The following is a 17,914-nucleotide window of genomic DNA, read 5'->3' on the forward strand; positions in this document are numbered from 1 at the left end:
GGCGCCCGGGAGGGCCTCCTCCGGCCCCCGCCACCATCGTGCCTCCTCCAGGACCCGCGATCCGGGTTGTCCACAGGCCGAGGCGGACCCGTTCCTCCGCGTCCGGCTCCCGGGGCCCGAGGGATACAGTGGACGGCATGTCCGACCCCCTCCTCCCTCCCCTGCGCGTGCTCGGCCTGGCCCCTGGCCTCGTCGACTACCACGCGGCATGGGACCGCCAGAAGTCGCTCCACGACGACGTCGTCGCCGGCCGCTCGGAGGGCGAGTTCCTGCTCCTCGAGCACGCCCCGGTGTACACCGCGGGCCGCCGCACCGAGGACCACGAGCGTCCCGCCGACGGCGCCCCCGTGGTGGACGTGGACCGCGGCGGGAAGATCACGTGGCACGGCCCCGGCCAGCTGGTCGGCTACCCCGTGGTGCGCCTGAAGGACAGCGCGCACGTGAAGGACTACGTGTGGTTCCTGGAGGAGCTGCTGATCCGCACGGCCGCCGAGTACGGCGTCACCGCCGTCCGCGTGGACGGCCGGGCCGGCATCTGGGTCCTCAGCGACACGGACGCCGACGGCGCGGCGCGCCCGGACCGCAAGCTCGGCGCCATCGGCCTGGCCATCCACGACGGCGTGTCCACCCACGGCTTCGCCCTGAACTGCTCCAACTCCCTCGCCCCCTACGCGGGCATCATCGCGTGCGGCATCGCCGACGCCGCCACCACCACGCTCACCGAGGAGACGGGCCGGACCATCACGCCGGCCGACGTCGTCCCCGTGCTCACCCGCCACCTGGAGGAGCTCGGTCCCCGGTACATCGCCGTCACCCCCACGGAAGGACCCACCGCATGAGCACCGCACCCGAAGGACGCCGCCTGCTGCGCGTCGAGGCCCGCAACGCCGAGGTCCCCGTGGAGCGCAAGCCCGAGTGGACCAAGGCCAAGGTGCACATGGGCCCGGAGTACATCTCCCTGAAGAACAAGGTGAAGGGCTCCGGCCTGCACACCGTGTGCGAGGAGGCCGGCTGCCCCAACATCTTCGAGTGCTGGGAGGACCGCGAGGCCACGTTCCTCATCGGCGGCGACATCTGCACCCGGCGCTGCGACTTCTGCGACATCGCCTCGGGCCGTCCTCTCCCCCTGGACATGGACGAGCCGCTCAAGGTCGCCGAGAACATCCGGGAGATGGACCTGCGCTATGCCACCGTCACGGGCGTGGCCCGCGACGACCAGAAGGACGGCGCCGCGTGGCTCTACGCGGACACCATCCGGCGCATCCACGAGCTGAACCCCGGGACCGGCGTCGAGATCCTGCCCCCGGACTTCGGGGCGGTCCCCGAGCTCGTGCAGCAGGTCTTCGACGCCCGCCCGGAGGTCTTCGCCCACAACCTGGAGACCGTGCCGCGCATCTTCAAGCGCATCCGTCCCGCCTTCACGTACGAGAAGTCCCTCCGCGTCCTGACGATGGCCAAGGCGGACGAGCTGGTGACCAAGTCCAACCTCATCCTGGGCATGGGCGAGACGGACGAGGAGATCGACCAGGCGCTCGTGGACCTCCACGAGGCCGGCTGCGACATCATCACGATCACGCAGTACGTGCGCCCGTCCAAGCTCCACCACCCGATCGACCGCTGGGTGAAGCCCACCGAGTTCGTGCAGTGGTCGGAGCGCGCCGAGCAGATCGGCTTCACGGGCGTCATGGCCGGCCCCCTCGTGCGCTCCTCCTACCGCGCCGGGAAGCTCTACGCGCAGGCCATGGAGCGCCTCGGCCGCACGCTGCCCGCGAACCTCACCCACCTCGCCGGCGAGCGGACCGCGCGCCAGGAGGCCTCGGCCGTCGTCGCGCGGATGTCCTGATCCGGCCCCGGTAGACTGGACCCCGCTATGGCCAAGAACACGCAGACCCCCTCGCCCTCCGCCGGATCCACCTCCCTCAAGGAGGTCAAGGCCATGCAGCGCGAGCGGCGCCGCCAGATGAAGGTGGACGCGAAGGCGGACCGCCGGCGCAAGCGCTCCTCCGGCGGCCCCGGCATCCTCACGCAGCTCAAGCAGGTCTTCGCCATGACCCGCCAGCACAACCCGAAGGTCGTGCTGTGGATGGCGCTGGCCTTCTCGGCTGCGCTGGTGGTGGGCCTAGTCATCGGCCTGCTGCTGCACAACTGGATCACGTGGCTGCTGATCGCCATCCCCTTCGGCGTGCTCGCCGCGGTGATCGTGATGAACCGCCTCGCGGAGCGGGCCATGTTCGCCCAGCTCGAGGGGCGTCCCGGATCCGTCGGCGCCGCCCTGTCCACGCTGCGCCGCGGCTGGATCGTGCCCGAGCAGCCCGTGGCCGTGAACCCGAAGACCCAGGACGTCGTGTACCGCGCGATCGGCCGCCCCGGCGTCGTGCTCGTCACCGAGGGCCCCGCCCCGCGCCTGGCGAAGCTGCTGTCCAAGGAGGAGCGCAGCCTCGAGCGCTTCCTGCCCAACGTGCCCGTGCACGTGGTGCAGGCCGGCAACGGGGAGGGCCAGACGCCCCTGCACCTCGTGCCCAAGACGCTGAAGTCCATGAAGAAGACGCTCACCGACCAGGAGGTCAGCGCGATCGACAAGCGCCTGTCCGCCCTGAACACCTCCCGCCCTCCGATCCCCAAGGGGATCGACCCGATGCGCGCCCGCGCCGACCGCCGAGGCATGCGCGGCCGCTGAGGCCCGCTCGGTGCCACGTCCGGACCGGACGCGACAGGGGCGGCCCACCAGCACGGTGGGCCGCCCCTGTCGCGTCTCGGCGCGCTCACATGCGGATCTCGACGGTGCCCGCCACGCGGTCATGCATGCCGCGCCCATCGGGGTCCACCACGACGGCGGGCAGCACGAGGCACAGCAGGACCGTCCGGACGAGGACGCGGTGGACGGGCGCGGTGCGGCCGCCCACGCGCACCACCTGGGTGCGCAGCAGGGCCTTGCCCACGGTGGTGGCCAGCAGGGAGATCCCGACGACGTGCACCACCGCGAAGACGAGCAGCGTGGCGATCGCCTCACCGCCGAACACGAGGTTCGAGACGACGAGGGCGAGCGCCCAGTCGATGCACAGCGCCCCGAATCGGCGGGCGGCCGTCGCCATGGAGGCCGGGCCGCGCTGGGGGAGGCCGAGGAGGTCGCCGGGCCACCGCCCCGCCGCGCGGCCGCCGCCCGGACCGTCCACCCACCCCGCGAGGTCCGCGCGCGTGATGAGCGGCTCGGCGCGGTCTCCGGCGCCGCGCCGGGACTCGTCGGGCCGGTCAGGGGGGTCGGTCGCTCGGTGTGCCACCCCTCCAGCGTAGTCGTCGCCCGGCGCGCCACAGCAGTCACGAAGAGTCTCTGGCTACGCTGGAACGTCGCCCCCTGAGTAGTATGGAGGGCGTCGGCCGGCGGGCCCGGGTGTCTGCCGGCGCCCCCGTTCCGTCCCAGGAAGGCCAGGAGAGAACCGTGTTCACCTCCCCCGCAGAAGTCCTCGCGTACATCGAGCAGGAGGGTGTCGAGTTCGTCGACATCCGCTTCACCGATCTGCCGGGCATGCAGCACCACTTCAACGTCCCCGCCTCCTCCGTGGACGAGGACTTCTTCGTCACGGGCCAGCTGTTCGACGGCTCCTCCATCCGCGGCTTCGCCGGCCTGGCCGAGTCCGACATGCAGCTCATCCCGGATGTGGAGACCGCCTACCTGGACCCGTTCCGCGTGCGCAAGACGCTCGCCATGAACTTCTCCATCGTGAACCCCCGCACCGGCGAGCCCTACCGCCGCGACCCCCGCGGCGTGGCCCAGCGCGCCGAGGCCTACCTCACCTCCACGGGCATCGCGGACACCGCGTTCTTCGCCCCCGAGGCCGAGTTCCACGTGTTCGACGACGTGCGCTGGGAGTCCTCCGCGCGCGGCGCCTCCTACGCCGTGGACTCCGAGGAGGCCTACTGGAACACCAACCGCGTGGAGGAGGGCGGCAACCTCGGCTACAAGACGCCCAAGCAGGGCGGCTACTTCCCCGTCTCCCCCACGGACAAGCAGGCCGACCTGCGGGACGAGATCTGCACGATGCTCGCCGAGGTGGGCCTGACGGTGGAGCGCTCCCACCACGAGGTGGGCTCGGCCGGCCAGGCGGAGATCAACTACCGGTTCAACACCCTCACCCACTCCGCGGACGACCTGCTGAAGTTCAAGTACGTCGTGAAGAACGTCGCCGACATGTTCGGCAAGTCCGCCACCTTCATGCCGAAGCCGGTCTTCGGCGAGGCCGGCTCGGGCATGCACTGCCACCAGTCGCTGTGGATGGGCGGCGAGCCGCTGTTCTACGACGAGAAGGGCTACGCCAACCTCTCGGACACCGCGCGCTGGTACATCGGCGGCCTGCTGCACCACGCCTCCGCCGTGCTGGCGTTCACCAACCCGACGGTGAACTCCTACCGCCGCCTCGTGCCCGGCTACGAGGCCCCGGTCTCGATGGTCTACTCGCAGGGCAACCGCTCCGCGGGCATCCGCATCCCGATCACCGGCTCCAACCCGAAGGCCAAGCGCCTCGAGTTCCGCGCCCCGGACTCCTCGGGCAACCCCTACCTCGCGTTCGCCGCGCAGCTGATGGCCGGCCTGGACGGCATCCGCAACCGCATCGAGCCGGCCGAGCCGATCGACAAGGACCTCTACGAGCTGCCCCCGGAGGAGGCCGCGGACATCCAGAAGGCGCCCACGAGCCTCGAGGAGGCGCTCGGCGCGCTCGAGGAGGACCACGAGTTCCTCCTCGCCGGTGACGTGTTCACCGAGGAGATCATCCGCACCTGGATCGACTACAAGCGGGAGAAGGAGCTCACCCCGCTCTCGCTGCGGCCGAACCCCTACGAGTTCGAGCTGTACTACTCCTGCTGACCCGCGCCTCCGCGCGGTCCACGACGCCGGCCGGTCGTCTCCCCCGGGGAGGCGGCCGGCCGGCGTCGTGCCCGGGGAGGGCGGCACCGGGCGTGCAGCACGTGGCCTGAGACGTGGAGCACGGGGCGGGGCAGCGCTGGAATAGCCGGGCCCCCGCGGACGCTCCACTGGGGGAGAGCACTGCCCGCCTGCCGCCCGAGGAGCACCATGACCGAGACGCCTGACCCCACACCCCTCCCGCTGTCCCTCCTGGACCTCGCCGTGGCCCGCCCCGGCGAGGGGGCCGGCGAGGCCATCGCGCAGTCGGTGCGCCTGGCGAGCGTGGCCGAGGAGGAGGGCTTCCGCCGTGTCTGGTACGCAGAGCACCACAACATGCCCGCGATCGCCTCGTCGGCGACGTCCGTGCTGATCGCCCACGTGGCCGCCCGGACGAGCACCATCCGCCTGGGCAGCGGCGGCGTCATGCTGCCCAACCACTCCCCGCTGGTGATCGCGGAGCAGTTCGGCACGCTGGCCGAGCTCCACCCGGGCCGCATCGACCTCGGCCTCGGCCGCGCCCCCGGCACCGACCAGCGCACGCTCCAGGCCCTGCGGCGCTCGCCCGATGCCGCCGAGCACTTCCCGCAGGACGTCCTGGAGCTGCAGGGCTACCTGAAGGGCGAGAGCCGGATCCCCGGGATCGACGCGTACCCGGGCAAGGGCACCGACGTGCCGCTGTACATCCTGGGCTCCTCTGCGTTCGGCGCCCAGCTGGCCGCCCGCCTCGGCCTGGGGTACGCGTTCGCGAGCCACTTCGCCCCGCAGATGCTCGAGCACGCCGCCCGGGTCTACCGCGAGCACTTCCAACCCTCGGCCGACCTGGCCGAGCCCCACTTCATCGCCGCCGCGAACGTGATCGCGGCAGACACCGAGGAGGAGGCGCAGGCGCAGTGGGAGCGGGCCAAGCGCGACCGCATCCGCATGATGCTCGGCCGCGGCCGCACCCTCGGCGACGACGAGGTCGAGATGCTGCTCGACTCCCCCGCCGGCGAGCAGGTGCTCGGCATGCTCGCGCGCACCGCCGTGGGCACGGGCGAGACCGTGGCCGCCTGGCTGCGGGACTTCGCCGCCGGTGTGCAGGCCGACGAGGTGATCGTCACGACGGCGGCCCCGGACCCAGCCGTGCGCGAGCGCACGCTGCGGATCCTGGGCGAGCACGTGGTCCGCGGCTGAGCCCGGGCGCTCCGGTCAGAGCCCGTAGAACCGCGTCTCGAACACGGAGCGGGCCTGCCGGGTGACCCGCAGGTAGCGCTCCTCGAACGCCGCGGGGCCCACGTTGCCGTCCGCCCCGCTGAGGCGGGCGATCGCGGCCAGGTCGCGCGCGTTCGTGGGCAGCACGTCCCCGGGCTTGCCGCTCCACAGCACCGTGGCGGCGCGGATGCGGCTGGCCAGGAGCCAGGCCTCCTCGAGCACGCCGGCCTCGGCGTCGGGCAGCAGGCCGTGCCGGGCGAGGGCCCGCAGGGCGGGCAGGGTCGAGGTCACACGCAGGTCCTCGACCTCGGGAGCGTGGCGCAGCTGCAGGGACTGCACGAGCCACTCCACGTCGGAGAGCCCTCCGCGGCCGAGCTTGACGTGCCGGGCCGGGTCGGCGCCGCGGGGCAGGCGCTCGGCCTCCACGCGCGCCTTGATGCGGCGGATCTCGCGGGCGTCGGCGTCGGTGAGACCCTGGGCGTGGCGCACGGAGTCCGCCCAGCGGCGGAACTCGTCGGCCAGCCCGTCGTCCCCGGCCACGGGCCGGGCGCGCAGCAGCGCCTGCCGCTCCCACACCTCCGCCCAGCGCCGGTAGTACTCCCGGTACGAGTCCAGGGTGCGCACGAGCGGGCCCTGCCGCCCCTCGGGGCGCAGGTCCGCGTCCACCTCGAGCGGCCTCTCCCCCGGCAGGGGCGGCGCCGCCGGCTGCTTCAGCAGGGAGACCACGTGGCGGGCCACCGCCTCCGCCTGGGCGCCGGCGGCCTCGTCGTCGGCTCCCGGCCGCGGGCGGTGCACGAACATCGCGTCGAGGTCGGAGCCGTACATGATCTCGCGTCCGCCCTGGCGGCCCATGGCCACCACCACGACGTCGGTGAGGGGCTCCTGCCCCTGCGTGGCGGCGTGCACGGCCACGCGCAGCGCCCCGGCGACGGCCACCTGGTCGATGTCGGCGAGTGCCGCCCCGATCGTCTCGAGGCCGAGCTGCCCGGACATGTCCGCGAGCGCCACCCGCAGGATCTCGCGCTGGCGGATCTGCCGGACGTGGCGGATCGACTGGGCGGGGGACCCGTCGTCGCCGTGCCGGTCCAGGCGGGCGGCGACCTGACGCCACAGTGTCGCGGAGCCGCGGGGCTCCAGCTCACGGTCCTCCCCGACCCACGCCACCGACTCAGGGGCGTGCTCGAGGAGGTCGCCGACGAACCGCGAGCCGGCCAGCACGAGGCACACGCGCCGGGCAGCCTCCCCCGAGTCCCGCAGCATGCGCAGGAACCACGGCGAGGTGCCGAGGGCCTCGGAGAGGCGCCGGAAGGCGAGCAGCCCCGCGTCGGGGTCGGGCCCGTCGGCGAACCAGCCCAGCATGGCCGGCAGCAGCTGGCGCTGGATGGCCGCGCGTCGGGAGACGCCCTGCGTGAGCGCCTCGATGTGGCGCAGGGCGCCCTTCGGGTCGCGGTAGCCGAGGGCGGCGAGACGTTCGCGCACCGCGTCCGCGGAGAGGCGCACCTCGTCGTCGGAGAGCGCCGCCGTGGTGGAGAGCAGGGGACGGTAGAACACCGTCTCGTGGAGCGAGCGCACGTGGCGGCGGACGGCTCCGAAGCGCTCCCTCAGGCCCTCGGCCGCGGCGGGCTCCGTGCGCCCCGCGCCGCGCAGCGAGCGGGCGATCACGCGCAGGGCGTCGTCCTTGGCCGGCAGGAGGTGGGTGCGGCGCAGGTGCACGAGCTGGATGCGGTGCTCGAGGGCACGCAGCCAGCGGTAGTGCTCCTCGAACGCGGCGGCGTCCGCGGTGCTCACGTAGGAGGCGGCGTGGAGGGCCGCCACGGCGTCGAGGGTGCCCCGCACGCGCACGGACTCGTCCGCGCGGCCGTGCACCAGCTGCAGCAGCTGGGCGGTGAACTCGACGTCGCGCAGCCCGCCGGCGCCGAGCTTGATCTCCCGGTCCCGCTCGGCCGGCGCGATCGTGTCCAGCACGCGCCGGCGCATCGCGCGGACGGCGTCCACGAACCCCTCCCGCGCGGAGGACTCCCACACGCGCGGCCACACAGCCTCCACGTAGCGCTCGCCGAGGGCGCGGGAGCCGGCGACCGGGCGGGCCTTGAGCAGGGCCTGGAACTCCCAGCCGTGCGCCCAGCGGCGGTAGTACTCCACGTGGGAGTCCACGGTGCGGCTGAGCGCGCCGTCCTTGCCCTCGGGGCGGAGGTTCGCGTCCACCTCCCACAGGCCCGGCTCGGGGGCGGCGCCGGTGATGACGCGCGAGATCCCTGCGGCCAGCTCGGCCGCCACGGAGGCGGCGCCGCCGACGGGCGCGGCGTCCTCGGCCACGTCGTGCACGAACACCACGTCGACGTCGGACGCGTAGTTCAGCTCGCGCGCCCCGCACTTGCCCATCCCGATGACGGCGAGCTCGACCCCGCGGGCGGCATCCCCGTCGCGAGCGACCAGCTCGGCGCGGGAGACGGCGAGGGCGGCGTCGATCGCCGCACCGGCCAGGTCGGCCAGCCACGCGCCGACGGCCGGCATCACGGCGGACGGGTCGGGCGCGGCGAGGTCCGCGAGCGCGATCGCGGTGAGCTGGCGGCGGTACGCCCGGCGCAGCGCGACGGCGGCGTCCGCCCCCGTGAGCCCGGCGCAGGGCCGCTCGGCCTCCGGGTCCGCCTCGACGGCCGCGAGCAGCAGGCGGCGCAGGTCCTCGCCCGGGGCGGTGTCCGGCCCGTCCCCGTGCTCGAGGCCGGTGAGGGCGGGGGCCGTGGCGGCCGCGGCCTCCGGGTCCAGCACGAGGTCGAGGTGCTCGGGGCACCGGATGAGGAACTCGCCCAGGGCGTCGGAGGCGCCGAGCAGGCGGACGAGGCGCGTCGCGTGGTCCGGGTCGGCCAGAGCGGTGTGGACGCGGGGCTCGCGATCGGCCAGACGCACCCAGAGCAGCAGGGCCCGGTCCGGGTCCGCGGCATGGCGGAGCACGTCCACGAGCGGTCCCACGTCGACCCCCTGGAGCTCGGGGGACTCGAGGAGGCCGACGGCGCGGGGCACGGCCTGCACACCCGCGCGCGTCAGGGCGCGGCGGTGGGGTCTGCCGGACGGGGGCAGGGTCGGCATCGTCAGCCTCAGAGGGCGCTGAGGTAGCGGCGCAGCTCGTAGGGGGTGACCTCGACGCGGTAGTCGTCCCACTCCTGGCGCTTGTGGCGCAGGAACGCGTCGAACACGTGCTCGCCGAGCACGGAGGCCACGAACTCGGAGTCCTCGGCCAGCCGCAGGGCGTCGTGGAGCGTGCCGGGCAGCGGGGTGTGGCCCAGCACGCGGCGCTCGTGGGGGCTCAGGGCGCTCACGTCGTCCGAGGCCGGCTCCGGCAGCTCGTAGCCCTCCTCGATGCCCTTCAGCCCGGCCGCGAGCAGCAGCGCGTAGGTGAGGTAGGGGTTGGCGGAGGCGTCGATCCCGCGGTACTCGATGCGGGCCGAACCGGCCTTGTCCGGCTTGTAGAGGGGCACGCGGACGAGCGCCGAGCGGTTGTTGTGGCCCCAGGACACGTACGAGGGGGCCTCGCCCCCGCCCCACAGGCGCTTGTACGAGTTCACGAACTGGTGGGTGACGGCGCTGATCTCCTCGGAGTGCCGCAGCAGGCCCGCGATGAAGCTGCGGCCCGTCCTGGAGAGCCGGAACTCGTCCGCCGGGTCGTAGAACGCGTTGGCGTCCCCCTCGAACAGGGAGAAGTGGGTGTGCATGCCCGAGCCCGGGTGCAGCGCGAACGGCTTCGGCATGAACGTGGCGTAGCTGCCCTGCTGCGCGGCCACCTCCTTGACCACGGTGCGGAAGGTCATGATGTTGTCCGCGGTGGTCAGGGCGTCCGCGGCGCGCAGGTCGATCTCGTTCTGGCCCGGCCCGTTCTCGTGGTGGCTGAACTCCACCGAGATGCCCATCTCCTCGAGCATGGTGACGGCGTCGCGCCGGAAGTCCTGCGCCTCTCCCCCGGGCACGTGGTCGAAGTACCCGGCGGTGTCCACCGGCTGGGGCTGGCCGTCCGGGCCGAGCTCCGAGCTCTTGAGCAGGTAGAACTCGATCTCCGGGTGCGTGTAGCAGCTGAAGCCCATGTCCGAGGCCTTCTCCAGCACGCGCCGCAGGGCGTGGCGGGGGTCGGCCGGGGCGGGGGCGCCGTCCGGGGTGAGGAGGTCGCAGAACATGCGGGAGGTCTGCCCCTGCTCCCCCCGCCACGGGAGGATGGTGAAGGTGGCCGGGTCCGGCTGCAGGAGCATGTCCGACTCGGAGATGCGGGTGTAGCCGTCGATCGAGGAGCCGTCGAAGCCGAGGCCCTCCGTGAACGCGGACTCCACCTCGGCGGGGGCGAGGGCGACGGACTTGAGGGTGCCCACCACGTCGGTGAACCAGAGGCGCACGAAGCGCACGTCCCGGTCCTCGATGGTGCGGAGCACGACATCCTGCTGACGATCCATGCCGCCCACTCTATCCACGCCCGCCGTAGACTCCGGGGCATGTCCGCCACCCCCTCCGCCACGCCCGCCCCCGAGTCCCCGGCCCCCTACGGCGGCGCCGCGCCCGCGTCAGCCGGCCCGCCCGCGCGCTGGCGCACGGTGCACCTGCAGCGCGCGAAGGACGAGGGCCGGCGCTTCGCGATGCTCACGGCCTACGGCGCGATGACGGCCGCGCTCTTCGACGAGGCCGGCGTCGAGGTGCTCCTGGTGGGCGACTCGGTGGGCAACACGGTCCTCGGCCATCCCTCCACCCTGCCCGTGACCCTCGACGAGATGGTGCTCTTCTCCGCGGCCGTGGTGCGCGGAGCGACGCGCGCGCTCGTGGTCGCCGACCTGCCGTTCGGCTCCTACGAGGCCTCCCCGCAGCAGGCGGTGGCCGCGGGCGTGCGCCTCATGAAGGAGGCGGGTGTGGCGGCCGTCAAGATGGAGGGCGACGAACGCTTCGCCGAGCACGTCGCCGCGCTGACCGCGGCCGGCGTCCCCGTGATGGCGCACATCGGCTTCACCCCGCAGTCCGAGCACGTCCTCGGGGGCTACCGTGTGCAGGGCCGCGGCGAGGGGGCCGTCGAGCGCATGACCGCCTCAGCACGGGCACTCGAGGAGGCGGGCGCCTTCGCCGTGCTCATGGAGATGGTGCCCTCGGACGTGGCCGCCGCCGTCGACGCCGCGGTGCGCGTGCCCACCGTGGGCATCGGGGCGGGGCCGGGGACCACGGGCCAGGTGCTCGTGTGGCAGGACATGCTCGGCCTGCGTGAGGGGCGCATGCCCCGGTTCGTGAAGCAGTACGCGCAGCTGCACGCGGTCATGGGCGACGCGGTGCGCGCCTTCCGCGCGGACGTGCTCGAGGGCTCGTTCCCGGCGCCGGAGCACGGGTTCGAGGGCTGAGACGCCCCTCTCGGCCCACCCTGGCCGGGTGGACCGCGACGGGCCGGGTGCCGGGACGGCTCAGCTCGCGTCGTCGAGCGGGTTGGCATTCCACTTCTCGTCGTGGTCCTCGGCCTCGTCGAAGGCCTCGTTGCGGGCCTGGACGCGGGCCAGCGCGGACTCCGCCTCGGCATGCGAGGCGTACGGGCCGAGGAGCTCCTTCCAGTTGGACTGGGCCCCTTCCTCCACCTCGTGGGTGCGGACGTTGAAGTAGTACTCCCGAGCGGTGCTCACGTCGTCGTTCATGCGGGCCACCCTAACGGGGCCGATACGCTGGAGGACATGTCCGATCGCCAGAGCCCCGCCGCCCCGTCCAGCCACAACGGCCCCCGCCCCGCGGGGCCCCCGGCGCCGGAGCCGGGCTCGAAGGCCCCGGTGGGCACGCTCGCGCCGGGCGTCCTCTCCCCCGCCCCTCCCGTGCCCGCCGCGATCCCGCGCCCCGAGTACGTGGGGAAGGCCACGCCGGACGAGGGCCACGCCTCGGACGTGTACGACGCCGCCGGGATCGAGCGCATCCGCACGGCCGGCCGGCTCGCCGCGCAGGCCATGGAGGCCGCGGCCGCGCACATCGCCCCGGGCGTCACCACCGACGAGCTCGACCGCGTGGCCCACGAGTTCCTCGTCTCCCATGGCGCCTACCCCTCGTGCCTGGGCTACCGCGGCTTCCCCCGCTCCATCTGCACCTCGCTGAACGAGGTCATCTGCCACGGCATCCCGGACGGCACCGTCCTGGAAAACGGGGACATCGTCAACCTGGACATCACCGCCTACGTGGACGGCGTGCACGGCGACCACAACCGCACCTACCTCGTGGGCGAGGTGGACGAGGAGTCCCGCCTGCTCGTGGAGCGCACCGAGGAGGCCCTGCGGCGCGGCATCAAGGCCGTGAAGCCGGGCCGGGAGGTCAACGTGATCGGCCGGGCCATCGAGTCCTACGCCAAGCGCTTCGGCTACGGCGTGGTGCGCGACTTCATCGGTCACGGCGTGGGCACGGACTTCCACTCCGGCCTGGTCATCCCGCACTACGACGCCGCGCCCCTGCACGACACCGTCATGGTCCCGGGCATGGTGTTCACGATCGAGCCGATGATCACCCTCGGCACCATCGAGTGGGACCAGTGGGACGACGGCTGGACCGTGGTCACGCGGGACCGCCGGCGCACCGCGCAGTTCGAGCACACGCTCGTGGTCACCGACGACGGCGCGGAGATCCTCACCCTCCCGTGAGGGGTGTCCGTACACTGGCGCACGTGAGCAACCTCGAAGCCTCCCCCCCTGACCAGCCCGGCACCGCGCAGTCCGTGAAGGACCCCGGGGTGTCGAAGTACCCGACCGTGCTCGGCGTCGACATCGGCGGCACCGGCATGAAGGGCGGCCTCGTGCGCCTCGGCACGGGCCCCAAAGCCGGGACGCTGCGCGGGGACCGCTTCCGCGTCGCCACGCCGCAGCCGGCCATGCCGCTGCCCGTGGCGGAGACCCTCGCGGCCATCACGGCCGAGCTGGACCGGCGGGAGAAGGCCCCCGCGCCGGACTCCCCGATCGGCGTGTGCTTCCCCTCGATCGTGCGCGCCGGCGTGTGCCGCTCGGCCAACAACATCGACCCCTCGTGGATCGGCACGGACCTGCGGTCGATGTTCGAGGAGCGGCTGGGCCGCCCCGTCACCGTGGTCAACGACGCCGACGCCGCGGGCCTGGCCGAGGCCCGCTACGGCGCGGGACGCGGCCACGAGGGGCTCGTCCTGGTCATCACCCTCGGCACCGGCATCGGCGGGGCGATGATCAACGACGGGGTGCTCGTGCCCAACTTCGAGGTCGGCTCCATGGAGCTCGACGGCGTCATGGCCGAGACCCGGGCGTCCGCGAAGGCCCGCGAGCGCGACGGCTTGAGCTGGGCCGAGTACGCGGTGCGCCTGCAGCGCTTCTTCTCCCACGTGGAGCGGATCTTCTCCCCCGACCTGTTCATCGTGGGCGGCGGCATCTCCAAGCGCCCCGACGACTACCTGCCCCTGCTGCGGCTGGACACCCCGATCATCCCGGCGCAGCTGCAGAACAACGCGGGCATCGTAGGCGCCGCGCTCGCGGCCCACGGCTCGGCGGCCGACCACACCTGAGCCCCGGCCGGTGGAGACACCGAGGGCGGTTCCGGCTTCCCCTCCGGAACCGCCCTCGGCAGTCTGTGCGTCGCCCGCTGGGGGCCTCGCCGCCTCCACTGTAGCCCCTCGGCGGGCTCCCCTGTCCAGCCCCTAGCGCGTGAACAGCCGGGGCTGCACCGCGGGCCGTCCGGGGGCCTCGCCCTCGGCGTCGCGCAGGTCCGCGATCGCGTCCTCGAAGTCGCTCAGCGACTCGAAGTCCCGGTAGACGGAGGCGAAGCGCAGGAAGGCGACCTGGTCGAGGCGGCGCAGGGGGTCCAGGATCGCCAGGCCCACGTCGTGGGCGTCCACCTCGGCGTTGCCCGAGGCGCGGACGGTCTCCTCGACCTCCTGGGCGAGCATGGCCAGGTCGTCGCTCGTGACCGGCCGGCCCTGGCAGGCCTTGCGGACCCCGTTGATCACCTTGGAGCGGTCGAAGGGCTCGGCCACGCCCGAGCGCTTGACCACGGTGAGCGCGGTGGTCTCCATGGTGGTGAAGCGCTTGCCGCACGCCTGGCACTGGCGGCGGCGGCGGATCGCCGAGCCGTCGTCGAGGGAACGGGAGTCCACCACGCGGGAGTCCTCGTGACGGCAGTACGGGCAGTGCACTCTCTCGCTCCCTCCTCGTGGACGACCTCGGCCTGACCTGCGCCCACTCTACGGCGGCGGCCGGCGATCAGCCCAGGCAGGCCGGACCGAGCAGGATCTTCAGATCGCCGAAGAGCGCCGGGTTCGGGCTCACGCGGAACTGCGGGCCGAGCACGAACTCCTGCGCTCCGCGCTGGCCCATCAGCGTCAGCCGCACCTCGGAGGAGCCCTCGTGGGTGCGCAGCACGTCTGCGAGCTGGCCGATCACCTGCTCCGTGGCCTTGAAGGAGGGCATCTGGATGCGCACGGGCCCGGACGTGCCGTCCGTGAGCTCGGGGATGGTCAGCTCCATCGCGGAGAGGGAAACGGAGCCGTCGTCTCGGCGCTGCACGCGCCCCTTCACGGCGACGACGAGGTCCTCCGCGAGCATCATGGCGATCGGGGCGTACACCTGGCCGAAGAACATCACGTCCATGGATCCGCCGAGGTCCTCGATCTCGCACCGCGCGTACGCGTTGCCGGAGGACTTGGCGATGCGCCGCTCGAGCGTGGTGATGAGCCCCGCGATGGTGACCTGGGAGCCGTCGGCGGGCCCGTCGTCGTCGAGCACGCGGGTGATCTGCGTGTCCGCGTGCTGGGAGAGCACGGCGTCCAGGCCCTGCAGCGGGTGGTCGGACACGTAGAGGCCCAGCATCTCCCGCTCGTAGGCGAGCTTGTCCTTCTTGGACCACTCGGGCAGCTCGGGCACGGCGACGCCGTCCGAGGCGTCGGAGACGTCCTCGGCCTCCGCCGCGCCGCCGAGGGCGAAGAGGTCGAACGTGAACTCGCCGTGGTCCTCCTTGCGCTTCTGCGCCACCGTGGCGTCCACCGCCTCCTCGTGCACCGCGAGCAGGGCACGCCGGGCGTAGCCGAGGGAGTCGAAGGCGCCGGCCTTGATCATGGACTCGATCGTCCGCTTGTTGCAGACCACGAGCGGCACCTTGGCCAGGAAGTCGCCGAAGCCGGTGTAGAGGCCCTTCTCCTCGCGGCCCTGCACCATGCCCTTCACCACGTTGGCGCCCACGTTGCGCACCGCCCCCATGCCGAAGCGGATGTCCCGGCCCACCGGGGTGAACGTCAGGTGGGACTCGTTGACGTCGGGCGGGAGCACCGTGATGCCCATGTGGCGGCACTCGTTCAGGTACATCGCGAGCTTGTCCTTGTCGTCGCCCACCGACGTGAGCAGCGCCGCCATGTACTCGGCCGGGTAGTGCGCCTTCAGGTACGCCGTCCAGTAGGAGACCAGTCCGTACGCCGCGGAGTGGGCCTTGTTGAACGCGTAGTCCGAGAACGGCAGGAGGATGTCCCACAGCGCCTTCACGGCGGCCTCGGAGAAGCCGCGGTCCAGCATGCCCTGGTGGAAGGCGGCGTACTGCTTGTCCAGCTCGGACTTCTTCTTCTTGCCCATCGCACGGCGCAGGATGTCCGCCTGGCCGAGCGAGTACCCGGCCACCTTCTGGGCGATCGCCATGACCTGCTCCTGGTACACGATCAGGCCGTACGTCGTGTCCAGGATCTCCCGCAGCGGCTCCTCGAGCTCCGGGTGGATCGGCGTGATCTCCTGCTGCCCGTTCTTGCGCAGCGCGTAGTTCGTGTGGGAGTTCGCACCCATGGGGCCCGGACGGTAGAGCGCGATGGTCGCCGAGATGTCCTCGAAGTTGTCCGGGCGCATCATCTTCAGCAGGGAGCGCATGGGACCGCCGTCGAGCTGGAACACGCCCAGGGTGTCGCCGCGGGCCAGCAGGTCGTAGGAGGCCTGGTCGTCGACGTCGAGGGTCTCGAGGTCCAGGTCCACGCCCTGGTTCGCCTTCACGTTCTCGATCGCGTCCGAGATGATCGTGAGGTTGCGCAGACCCAGGAAGTCCATCTTGATCAGGCCCAGCGACTCCGCCATGGGGTAGTCGAACTGGGTGATGACCTGGCCGTCCTGGAGGCGGCGCATGATCGGCACGACGTCCACCACGGGCACGGAGGACATGATGACGCCGGCCGCGTGCACGCCCCACTGCCGCTTCAGGCCCTCGATGCCCTTCGCGGTCTCGAACACCTGCGCCGCCACCGGGTCCGTCGCTATCAGCTCGCGGAACGGCGCCGCCTCCCCGTAGCGCGGGGCGTCCGGGTTCTCGATGTCCTTGAGCGGGATGTCCTTGGCCATCACGGCCGGCGGCAGGGCCTTGGTGAGCGCCTCGCCCATGGAGAAGGGCTGGTCCATCACACGGGCCGAGTCCTTCAGGGCCTGCTTCGTCTTGATGGTGCCGTACGTGACGATCATGGTGACGCGCTCGTCGCCGTACGTGCGGGTGACGTAGTCGATCACCTCGGAGCGGCGCCGGTCGTCGAAGTCCACGTCGAAGTCGGGCATGGACACGCGGTCCGGGTTGAGGAATCGCTCGAAGATCAGCCCGTGCTTCAGCGGGTCCAGGTCGGTGATGCGCAGCGCGTACGCCACCATGGAGCCGGCACCCGAGCCGCGGCCCGGGCCCACACGGATCCCGTTCTCCTTGGCCCAGTTGATGAAGTCGGCGACGACGAGGAAGTACCCCGGGAACCCCATCGAGATGATGACGTCCAGCTCGTAGTCCGCCTGCTTGCGCACGTGGTCCGGGACGCCGTCCGGATAACGGTAGTCGAGGCCCTTCGTGACCTCCTTGATGAGCCAGCTGGTCTCGTCCTCGCCCTCCGGCGTGGGGAACACCGGCATGTAGTTGGCGTCCGTGTCGAACGTGGACTCGCAGCGCTCGGCGATCACGAGGGTGTTGTCGCACGCCTCCGGGATCTCCCGGAAGAGCTCGCGCATCTGCCGTGGCGACTTCAGGTAGTACTCCGTGCCGGAGAACGCGAAGCGCGAGCCGCCCTGGTCGTAGCTGGGCTCGTTGAGCTTGGAGCCGGACTGCAGGGCCAGCAGCGCCTCGTGGGCCTTGGCGTCGTGCTCGTGCGTGTAGTGCAGGTCGTTCGTGGCCACGAGCGGCAGGTTCAGGTCCTTGGCCAGGCGGCGCAGGTCCGTGATGACGCGCTTCTCGATGTCCAGGCCGTGCTGCATGATCTCGCAGTAGAAGTTCTCGGCCCCGAAGATGTCCCGGAACTCGGCCGCCGCCGCCACGGCCTCCTTGTACTGGCCCAGGCGCAGGCGCGTCTGCACCTCGCCCGAGGGGCAGCCCGTGGTGGCGATGAGCCCCGAGGAGTACTGGCTCAGCAGCTCCCGGTCGATGCGCGGCCACTTGGCGTACACCGAGTCCAGCGAGGCGATGGAGCCCATGCGGAAGAGGTTGTGCATGCCCGTGGTGGACTGCGCCAGCATGGTCATGTGCGTGTAGGCGCCGCCGCCGGAGACGTCGTCGCCGCGCTGGTGCGGCTCCCCCCAGCGGATCTTCTCCTTGTCCGTGCGGTGCTGCGTGCCCGGGGTCAGGTAGGCCTCGAGGCCGATGATCGGCTTGATGCCCGCCGCGGTGGCCTGACGCCAGAAGTCGAACGCGCCGAACAGGTAGCCGTGGTCCGTGATGGCCAGGGACTGCATGCCGAGGCGGTCGGCCTCGGCGAACAGCTCGTCCAGCTTCGCCGCGCCGTCGAGCATCGAGTACTCGGTGTGCGTGTGGAGGTGGACGAAGCCGCCGTCCTTGAGGGCCTCGGCGCGGGTCTCGGAGGTCGCGGTCATGCGGGGTGGAGCTCCT

Annotated in this window: 14 protein-coding genes; 8 read left to right on the top strand and 6 right to left on the bottom strand. The window is 72.3% G+C overall.

What is annotated here, in order from left to right; genetic code table 11:
* The first annotated feature begins 137 nt into the window (after positions 1 to 137).
* The 3 genes from lipB to AAG742_RS06925 are packed head-to-tail and all read left to right on the top strand — an operon-like array spanning position 138 to position 2,677.
* Positions 138 to 839: a lipoyl(octanoyl) transferase LipB gene (lipB, locus tag AAG742_RS06915; protein WP_298711232.1), complete on the top strand. Its 702-nt coding sequence runs from the start codon at positions 138 to 140 to the stop codon at positions 837 to 839.
* Positions 836 to 1,843, top strand: a complete 1,008-nt coding sequence (gene lipA / locus AAG742_RS06920; protein ID WP_298711235.1) for a lipoyl synthase — start codon at positions 836 to 838, stop codon at positions 1,841 to 1,843. The genes lipB and lipA overlap by 4 nt, the downstream gene beginning before the upstream one ends.
* Before the next feature lie 27 nt (positions 1,844 to 1,870).
* Positions 1,871 to 2,677, top strand: coding sequence for a DUF4191 domain-containing protein (locus tag AAG742_RS06925; RefSeq protein ID WP_298711240.1), 807 nt, complete (start codon positions 1,871 to 1,873; stop codon positions 2,675 to 2,677).
* Positions 2,678 to 2,762: 85 nt separating this feature from the next.
* Here AAG742_RS06925 and AAG742_RS06930 read toward each other — a convergent pair whose 3' ends face one another.
* A complete protein-coding gene (locus AAG742_RS06930; protein ID WP_298711244.1) occupies positions 2,763 to 3,278 on the bottom strand; it encodes an RDD family protein in 516 nt (171 codons plus the stop codon).
* 158 nt (positions 3,279 to 3,436) lie between these two features.
* On the opposite strand from AAG742_RS06930, the gene glnA (AAG742_RS06935) reads away from it, so the two are divergent.
* Positions 3,437 to 4,861 (top strand): type I glutamate--ammonia ligase, encoded by a 1,425-nt coding sequence (gene glnA, locus AAG742_RS06935; RefSeq protein WP_298711247.1) that lies wholly within the window; start codon positions 3,437 to 3,439, stop codon positions 4,859 to 4,861.
* Positions 4,862 to 5,068: 207 nt separating this feature from the next.
* Entirely contained in the window at positions 5,069 to 6,073 is a 1,005-nt protein-coding gene (locus AAG742_RS06940) for an LLM class flavin-dependent oxidoreductase (protein ID WP_248115677.1), read from the top strand.
* Between the two features lie 15 nt (positions 6,074 to 6,088).
* On the opposite strand, the gene AAG742_RS06945 is transcribed toward AAG742_RS06940, so the two are convergent.
* Positions 6,089 to 9,178 carry a bifunctional [glutamine synthetase] adenylyltransferase/[glutamine synthetase]-adenylyl-L-tyrosine phosphorylase gene (locus AAG742_RS06945; RefSeq protein WP_298711249.1) on the bottom strand — a complete coding sequence of 1,030 codons (3,090 nt, stop codon included), beginning with the start codon at positions 9,176 to 9,178 and terminating at the stop codon, positions 6,089 to 6,091.
* Positions 9,179 to 9,186: 8 nt separating this feature from the next.
* Complete coding sequence (glnA, locus tag AAG742_RS06950) at positions 9,187 to 10,527, bottom strand: type I glutamate--ammonia ligase (RefSeq protein WP_248115679.1); 1,341 nt, start codon at positions 10,525 to 10,527, stop codon at positions 9,187 to 9,189.
* Positions 10,528 to 10,566: 39 nt separating this feature from the next.
* Between glnA (AAG742_RS06950) and panB the strand changes: the two genes are divergently transcribed.
* Positions 10,567 to 11,451 (top strand): 3-methyl-2-oxobutanoate hydroxymethyltransferase, encoded by an 885-nt coding sequence (gene panB, locus AAG742_RS06955; protein WP_298711252.1) that lies wholly within the window; start codon positions 10,567 to 10,569, stop codon positions 11,449 to 11,451.
* Positions 11,452 to 11,511: 60 nt separating this feature from the next.
* Here panB and AAG742_RS06960 read toward each other — a convergent pair whose 3' ends face one another.
* Positions 11,512 to 11,736 carry an SPOR domain-containing protein gene (locus tag AAG742_RS06960; protein WP_298711255.1) on the bottom strand — a complete coding sequence of 75 codons (225 nt, stop codon included), beginning with the start codon at positions 11,734 to 11,736 and terminating at the stop codon, positions 11,512 to 11,514.
* Between the two features lie 36 nt (positions 11,737 to 11,772).
* Between AAG742_RS06960 and map the strand changes: the two genes are divergently transcribed.
* Both map and AAG742_RS06970 read left to right on the top strand, forming a co-directional pair.
* Complete coding sequence (gene map, locus AAG742_RS06965) at positions 11,773 to 12,717, top strand: type I methionyl aminopeptidase (protein ID WP_298711258.1); 945 nt, start codon at positions 11,773 to 11,775, stop codon at positions 12,715 to 12,717.
* A 74-nt stretch (positions 12,718 to 12,791) separates the two neighbouring features.
* Positions 12,792 to 13,601, top strand: coding sequence for an ROK family protein (locus AAG742_RS06970; RefSeq protein ID WP_298711416.1), 810 nt, complete (start codon positions 12,792 to 12,794; stop codon positions 13,599 to 13,601).
* A gap of 132 nt (positions 13,602 to 13,733) precedes the next feature.
* Here AAG742_RS06970 and nrdR read toward each other — a convergent pair whose 3' ends face one another.
* Together nrdR and dnaE are read right to left on the bottom strand one after the other, a co-directional pair.
* Positions 13,734 to 14,228 (bottom strand): transcriptional regulator NrdR, encoded by a 495-nt coding sequence (gene nrdR, locus AAG742_RS06975; protein ID WP_298711262.1) that lies wholly within the window; start codon positions 14,226 to 14,228, stop codon positions 13,734 to 13,736.
* Between the two features lie 67 nt (positions 14,229 to 14,295).
* A complete protein-coding gene (dnaE, locus tag AAG742_RS06980) occupies positions 14,296 to 17,898 on the bottom strand; it encodes a DNA polymerase III subunit alpha (protein WP_298711265.1) in 3,603 nt (1,200 codons plus the stop codon).
* Between the last annotated feature and the right edge of the window lie 16 nt (positions 17,899 to 17,914).

The sequence above is a fragment of the Micrococcus sp. 2A genome (assembly GCF_039519235.1).
Classification (GTDB): domain Bacteria; phylum Actinomycetota; class Actinomycetes; order Actinomycetales; family Micrococcaceae; genus Micrococcus.

Excerpts from the sequence above, each read along its gene's own strand:
- glnA (WP_248115679.1), bottom strand. The coding sequence starts at position 10,527 with ATGGATCGTCAGCAGGATGTCGTGCTCCGCACCATCGAGGACCGGGAC.
- AAG742_RS06925 (WP_298711240.1), top strand. The coding sequence starts at position 1,871 with ATGGCCAAGAACACGCAGACCCCCTCGCCCTCCGCCGGATCCACCTCC.
- lipA (WP_298711235.1), top strand. The coding sequence starts at position 836 with ATGAGCACCGCACCCGAAGGACGCCGCCTGCTGCGCGTCGAGGCCCGC.
- lipB (WP_298711232.1), top strand. The coding sequence starts at position 138 with ATGTCCGACCCCCTCCTCCCTCCCCTGCGCGTGCTCGGCCTGGCCCCT.
- panB (WP_298711252.1), top strand. The coding sequence starts at position 10,567 with ATGTCCGCCACCCCCTCCGCCACGCCCGCCCCCGAGTCCCCGGCCCCC.
- AAG742_RS06945 (WP_298711249.1), bottom strand. The coding sequence starts at position 9,178 with ATGCCGACCCTGCCCCCGTCCGGCAGACCCCACCGCCGCGCCCTGACG.
- map (WP_298711258.1), top strand. The coding sequence starts at position 11,773 with ATGTCCGATCGCCAGAGCCCCGCCGCCCCGTCCAGCCACAACGGCCCC.
- AAG742_RS06960 (WP_298711255.1), bottom strand. The coding sequence starts at position 11,736 with ATGAACGACGACGTGAGCACCGCTCGGGAGTACTACTTCAACGTCCGC.
- AAG742_RS06940 (WP_248115677.1), top strand. The coding sequence starts at position 5,069 with ATGACCGAGACGCCTGACCCCACACCCCTCCCGCTGTCCCTCCTGGAC.
- dnaE (WP_298711265.1), bottom strand. The coding sequence starts at position 17,898 with ATGACCGCGACCTCCGAGACCCGCGCCGAGGCCCTCAAGGACGGCGGC.